The following is a 6247-nucleotide window of genomic DNA, read 5'->3' on the forward strand; positions in this document are numbered from 1 at the left end:
GCCCGGCGCGGGCGGCTTCGGCCAGCGCGGCGCGCCGCCGCGCGGCGACACCCGGGCCCGGCTGGCGGTGTCGCTGGAGACCGTCTACGAAGGCGGCCAGGTGCGCATTTCGGTCAACCACAAGACCTTGGACGTGCGCGTGCCCAAGGGCATCCGCCCGGGCCAGCTGATCCGCCTGGCCGGCCAGGGCGCGCACGGCGATCTGCTGCTGGAGATCGAATACGCCGCGCACCCGCAGTTCGAAGTGGACGGACGCAACGTCATCCACGTGCTGGAACTGGCGCCGTGGGAAGCCGCGCTCGGCGCCAGCGTCAGCGTGCCGACCCTGGGCGGGCCGGTCGAGCTCAAGATCCCGGCCAGCTCCGAAGCCGGCCGCAAGCTGCGCCTGCGCGGCCGCGGCCTGCCGGGTTCGCCGGCGGGCGATCAGATCGTCGAACTGGAAGTGCTGGCGCCGCGCGCGCATACCGATGCGCAGCGCGAGGCCTACGAGAGCTTGCGCGCGGCGTTCGGCGAGGATTGGCGGCGCGACTGAATCGTCGCCGGCGCGCTGGCGGCGAGGCCGCTAAGCGTGGGGAGGGCCTGCGGGCCCGATGCCTTTCGCTCTCCGCTGCGGCGATCTTTCTAAGCGACCTGAGCCGAAAGCATCGGGGCTGAAGCCCCTCCCACAGCAGCTTGGTGGGAGGGCCTTCAGGCCCGATGCCTTTCGCTCCGCCGCGGCGATGTTTCGAAACAACCCGAGCCCAAGGCACCAGGACCGACGCCCATCCCACAGCAAATCGGCGACACGATCGGCGGCGCGCCTCGGCCGACGGGCGGAGCGGCCGCAGGCCGGCAAACAGCGGCATACCGCACGCGTCTGCGCAGCTTCGCCGCCCGATTGCGCGAGCCGCAAACGCAAGAATCCCGGCCGAAGCCGGGATTCGCGCATTCATCCGACACCGCTGCGGCCCTGGGCCGCGCCCGGTATCAGCCGGCCGCGGGCAGCAACTGGCCGATGATCTCGGACAGGTCGGTCTCGCTGAAAGGCTTGGTGATGTAAGCCTTCGCGCCCTGGCGCATGCCCCACACCCGGTCGGTGTCCTGGTCCTTGGTGGTGACCAGTACGATCGGAATGTGCCTGGTGCTGGCTTCGCGGCAGATCGAGCGGGTGGCCTGGAACCCGTTGAGGTTCGGCATGACCACGTCCATCAGGATCAGGTCAGGCAGCTCGCGCTTGGCGGCCTCGACGCCGGCGGCGCCGTCTTCTGCGGTGAGGGCCTCGTGGCCCAGCTTCTCGACGATGCGACGGATGCCCATCAGCTGGGACGGCGAATCGTCGACGATCAAAATACGCGCCATATCTTTCCCCTGGAACTTGCGGCCGATTGTAGCGACGCGCCGCGCGGCTGCAATGCCAACTAGATCACGACCAGGGTCCGGCCCAGCGAGCCGCCGGCCAACATGCTCGGGAACGCCTGCGGCAGCTCGGACAGAGGCACTTCGCGGGTGCAGATCCGGTCCAGATGCGCCGGCTTCCAGTCGCTGGCCAGGCGCTGCCAGATCTCGTCGCGGATCGCGCGCGCGGTGCCGGCCGAGGCGATGCCGAGCAGCGACACGCCGCGGATGATGAACGGCATCACCGTGGTGCCCAGGTCGTGACTGGCGGCCAGGCCGGCGCTGGCGACGTTGCCGTAGGGCGCGGTCTGCGCGAGCAGGCTGGCGAGCATCGGCCCGCCGACGTTGTCCAGGCCGCCGCCGAAGCGCGCCGATTCCATCGGCCGGGCGCTGGCCAGGGCGTCGCGGCCGAGCACCTGGCTGGCGCCGATCGCCTTGAGGTAGTCGGCCTGCTCGGCCTTGCCGCTGATCGCGTGCACTTCGAAGCCGGCGCGGCTGAAGAGGTCGAGCGCGAGCGAACCCACGCCGCCGGTCGCGCCGGTGACCGCCAGCGGCCCCAGTTCCGGCGCCTGGCGGTTCTCCAGCAGGCGGAACAACGCCAGCGCCGCGGTGAAGCCGGCGGTGCCCAGGATCATGCTCTCGCGCAGGCTCAGCCCGGCCGGCAGCGGGATCGCCCACTTCGCCTGCAGGCGCGCGTACTCGCTGTAGCCGCCGTCGCGGGTCTCGCTGAGGCCGCAGCCGGTGACCAGCACCGCGTCGCCTTCCTTGAACTTGGCGTCGCTGGAGGCGACCACGTGCCCGGCCGCGTCGATGCCGCCGACCAGCGGGAACGAGCGCAGGATCTTGCCTTCGCCGGTGCCGGCCAGGGCGTCCTTGAAGTTGATCGAGGAGTAGGCGGTCTTGATCACCACTTCGCCCGGCGCGAGCTCGTCGATCGACACCTGTTCGATGCCGCTGCGGTAACCGGCGGCGTCGTTGTGGATGCGGAAGGCGTTGAACGCGGCGGGGACGGTCATGGCGGCGCAGGCTCCTGGGACGCGCCGTCGCAGCTCAGGGCGTGGCGCAAGCGCCGATGATAACGGAGTAGAGGTCGCGCCATTGCGGGTTGCAGGACTCGATCAGTTCGAGTTTCCAGGCGCGCTTCCAGGATTTGATGCGTTTTTCGCGAGTAATGGCCGAGCGCATCTCGGGATGCAGTTCGTACCAGACCAGACGGTGTGTGCCGTAGCGTCGGCTGAACCCTTCAGTGAGGTCGTTGCGGTGCTGCCAGATGCGCTGGATCGGGTCGGAGGTGACGCCAGCATACAAGGTGCCGCGCGGTGCGCTGGCGAGCATGTAGACGCAGGGGAATCGGGTTCGCATCCATGCGAGTCCTTCAGGCGATATGCAATGAAAGCACGTCGCGGATCGCTATAAAGCGTAGCGCGCGCGAACGCGGCGAACTCTTACCGATTGGATGCCCAAAATCCGATCCGGCGGGTGAGCCCTCAAGCCCTCAAGCCCTCAAGCCCTCAAGCCCTCAAGCCCTCAAGCCCTCAAGCGTATCCCCCTTATCCCGTCATTCCGGCGAAAGCCGGAATCCATTTTGCTGTTGCTGTTGCTCGGCCTGACGTTAAAGCAACAGCCAAGTCAAAATGGATTCCGGCTTCCGCCGGAATGACGGGTATGACGCACCGGCGATGCGAAGGTGCGAGGGGATAGCCGGTTGGTGTTCGCTTAGCGCAACGCGCTGCGCCGCTTCTCGTCCATCCACTTCGACGACGACGCCGGCTGGTAATCGCGCATCCACGCCAGCATCGCGTCGATGTCGTCGCCGTGCCACAGGTCGCGGCGCTGGTCCGGGTGCAGGAAGCGCTCGTCCACCATGCGGTCGAGCATGCCCATCAGCGGCGAGTAGAAGCCGTCGATGTCGAGGAAGGCGCAGGGCTTGTTGCCGATGCCGAGCTGGCGCCAGGTCAGCATCTCGAACATCTCATCGAGGGTGCCGAAGCCGCCGGGCAGGGCGACGAAGCCGTCGGCGAGGTCGAACATGCGCTGCTTGCGCTCGTGCATGGAGCCGACGACCTCCAGCCGGGTCAGGCCGCGGTGGGCGACTTCCCAGTTGACCAACTGCTCCGGGATCACGCCGATGGCTTCGCCGCCGGCTTCCAGCACCGCGTCGGCGACCACGCCCATCAGCCCGACGTTGCCGCCGCCGTAGGCCAGGGCGATGCCGTCGCGGGCCAGGCGGTAGCCCAGGGCCATCGCGCGGTCGGTGTAGATCGGCTTGGAGCCGGAGTTGGAGCCGCAGTACACGCAGAGCGTCTTCATGTTCGTCGTCGCCTTCCGGGTTCTTGTTTTTGTTGTGGGTGCCGCGGGCGGCCGCGCGATCGCCGCCGCCGAAACGAAGAACGGCGCACCAGGTGCGCCGTTCTCGTTGCCTTGCGGGCCGATCAGTTGGCCTTGTGGATGGCGCGCTTGTCGACCGCCATCGCCGCGTCGTGGATCGCCTCCGACAGGGTCGGGTGGGCGTGGCAGATGCGCGCGAGGTCGTCGGCGGAGCCCTTGAACTCCATGGTCAGCACGCCTTCGTGGACCAGCTCGGAGACGCCGACGCCGACCAGGTGCAGGCCGAGCACGCGGTCGGTCTCGGCGTGGGCGATGACCTTGACGAAGCCGGCCGGCTCGCCCATGGCCACCGCGCGGCCGATCGCCGCGAACGGGAAGCTGCCGGTCTTGTACGGCACGCCGTCGGCCTTGAGCTGCTGCTCGGTGCGGCCGACCCAGGCGATTTCCGGCTCGGTGTAGATCACCCACGGAATGGTGTCGAAGTTGACGTGGCCCGGCAGGCCGGCGATCAGTTCGGCCACCGCGATGCCTTCCTCGAAGCCCTTGTGCGCCAGCATCGGGCCGCGCACGCAGTCGCCGATCGCCCAGACGCCGTCGACGCCGGTGTGGCAATGCTCGTCGACTTCGATCTGGCCGCGCTCGTTGAGCTTGACCCCGGTGCCCTCGGCCAGCAGGCCCTTCGACGCGGCGCGGCGGCCGACCGCGACCAGCAGCTTGTCCACGACCAGTTGCTGGTCGGCCTTGCCGTCGTTGTAAGTCAGGTGGACCTCGTCGCCCTGGATCTCGGCCTTGGAAACCTTGGCGCCGAGCTTGATGTCCAGGCCCTGCTTCTTGAATTCCTTGGCCGCGGTCTTGGCGACTTCGGCATCGGCAGCGGCGAGGAACTCGGGCAGCGCTTCGAGGATGGTGACTTCCGAACCCAGGCGCTTCCACACGCTGCCCAGTTCCAGGCCGATCACGCCGGCGCCGATCACGCCCAGGCGCTTGGGCACTTCGGTGAAGTCCAGCGCGCCGACGTTGTCGACGATCTTGTCGCCGTCGAACTTGGCGAACGGCAGTTCGATCGAATCCGAACCGGCGGCGAGGATGACGTTGGTGCCCTTGAGTTCGACTTCCGAACCGTCGTGCTGCTTGACCTTGACGATGTTGCCCGGGTGCAGGGTGCCGAAGCCGTAGTACGGGGTAATTTTGTTCGCCTTGAACAGCATCGCGATGCCGCCGGTGAACTGCTTAACGATCTTGTCCTTGCGGCCGACCATCGTGCCGACGTCGATCTTGGCGTTGTCGGCGCTGATGCCGTGCTCGCCGAACAGGTGCTGCAGGTTCCAGAACTGGCGCGAGCTGTCGAGCAGGGCCTTGGACGGGATGCAGCCCACGCGCAGGCAGGTGCCGCCGAGCGCCGGCTTGCCGTCCTTGCCGAGCGCCGCGTCGATGCACGCGGTCTTCAGGCCGAGCTGAGCGGCGCGGATGGCGGCGTGGTAGCCGGCGGGGCCGGCGCCGATGACGACTACGTCGAATTGTTCAGACATTGCGGTTGATCCTTGTCTAGCTCGGAGTAGGGGGAGGTAGGAGTTAGCGGATAGGAGCTAGGAGTTAGCGGAAGCCGCTATCTCCTATCTCCTGGGCGCTATTCGCTAGCTCTCACATGCCGAGCAGCATGCGGTGCGGATTTTCCAGCTGGTTCTTGATATCGACCAGGAACAGCACCGCGTCCTTGCCGTCGATGATGCGGTGGTCGTAGGACAGCGCGATGTACATCATCGGCGCGGCCACGACCTGGCCGTTCTCGACGATGGCGCGCTCCTTGATCGCGTGCATGCCCAGGATCGCCGACTGCGGCGGGTTGACGATCGGGGTCGACATCAGCGAGCCGAAGGTGCCGCCGTTGGTGATGGTGAAGGTGCCGCCCTGCAGGTCTTCCAGCGCCAGCTTGCCGTCGCGGGCCTTCTTGGCGTAGTCGCCGATGGCCTTTTCGATGTCGGCGAAGCCCATGCGCTCGACGTTGCGCAGCACCGGCGTCACCAAGCCCTTGTCGGTCGACACGGCGATCGAGATGTCGGCGTAGCCGTGGTAGATCACGTCGTTGCCGTCGACCGAGGCGTTGACGATCGGGTGGCGCTGCAGCGCGTTCGCGGCGGCCTTGGCGAAGAAGCTCATGAAGCCGAGCTTGACCCCGTTGGCCTTCTCGAAGGTCTCGCCGAGCTCCTTGCGCATGGCCATGACCTTGCCCAGGTTGACTTCGTTGAACGAGGTCAGCATGGCGATGGAGTTCTTCGACTGCATCAGGCGCTCGGCGATGCGCGCGCGCATGCGGGTCATCGGCACGCGCTCTTCCGGACGCGCGCCGGCGGCCGAACCCACGCCGCCGGACTTGGCGTAGTTGAGGATGTCTTCCTTGGTCACCGCGCCCTTGCGGCCGGTGCCTTCGACCTGCGCAGCGTCGACGCCCTGGGTGTTGGCGGCGAAGCGCGCGCCCGGCGGCAGCTGGTCGTTGGCCGACGGCGCGGCGGCGGGCTTGGCGGTCTCGGTCTTGGCCGGGGCGGCG

General features: G+C 67.8%; 7 protein-coding genes. 1 reads left to right on the forward strand and 6 read right to left on the reverse strand.

Annotated features, from left to right (window positions below):
• Positions 1-532, forward strand: a 532-nt coding sequence (locus tag A7A76_RS25295; RefSeq protein WP_241201184.1) for a J domain-containing protein, incomplete at its 5' end; no start/stop codon positions are given.
• 434 nt (positions 533-966) lie between these two features.
• Here the strand turns inward: A7A76_RS25295 and A7A76_RS25300 are convergent.
• From A7A76_RS25300 to sucB, 6 genes are all read right to left on the reverse strand, one after another.
• Positions 967-1338: a response regulator gene (locus A7A76_RS25300; protein WP_206413914.1), complete on the reverse strand. Its 372-nt coding sequence runs from the start codon at positions 1336-1338 to the stop codon at positions 967-969.
• Between the two features lie 59 nt (positions 1339-1397).
• Positions 1398-2390 (reverse strand): YhdH/YhfP family quinone oxidoreductase, encoded by a 993-nt coding sequence (locus A7A76_RS25305; RefSeq protein ID WP_206413915.1) that lies wholly within the window; start codon positions 2388-2390, stop codon positions 1398-1400.
• A gap of 34 nt (positions 2391-2424) precedes the next feature.
• Positions 2425-2736 (reverse strand): GIY-YIG nuclease family protein, encoded by a 312-nt coding sequence (locus A7A76_RS25310; RefSeq protein WP_206413916.1) that lies wholly within the window; start codon positions 2734-2736, stop codon positions 2425-2427.
• Between the two features lie 354 nt (positions 2737-3090).
• Positions 3091-3684: a TIGR00730 family Rossman fold protein gene (locus A7A76_RS25315; RefSeq protein ID WP_206413917.1), complete on the reverse strand. Its 594-nt coding sequence runs from the start codon at positions 3682-3684 to the stop codon at positions 3091-3093.
• A 122-nt stretch (positions 3685-3806) separates the two neighbouring features.
• Positions 3807-5231 carry a dihydrolipoyl dehydrogenase gene (lpdA, locus tag A7A76_RS25320; protein ID WP_206413918.1) on the reverse strand — a complete coding sequence of 475 codons (1425 nt, stop codon included), beginning with the start codon at positions 5229-5231 and terminating at the stop codon, positions 3807-3809.
• A 112-nt stretch (positions 5232-5343) separates the two neighbouring features.
• The coding region (sucB, locus tag A7A76_RS25325; protein ID WP_206413919.1) for a dihydrolipoyllysine-residue succinyltransferase at positions 5344-6247 on the reverse strand (904 nt) is incomplete at its 5' end.

The sequence above is a fragment of the Lysobacter enzymogenes genome (genome assembly GCF_017168095.1).
GTDB classification, from domain to species: domain Bacteria; phylum Pseudomonadota; class Gammaproteobacteria; order Xanthomonadales; family Xanthomonadaceae; genus Lysobacter; species Lysobacter enzymogenes_D.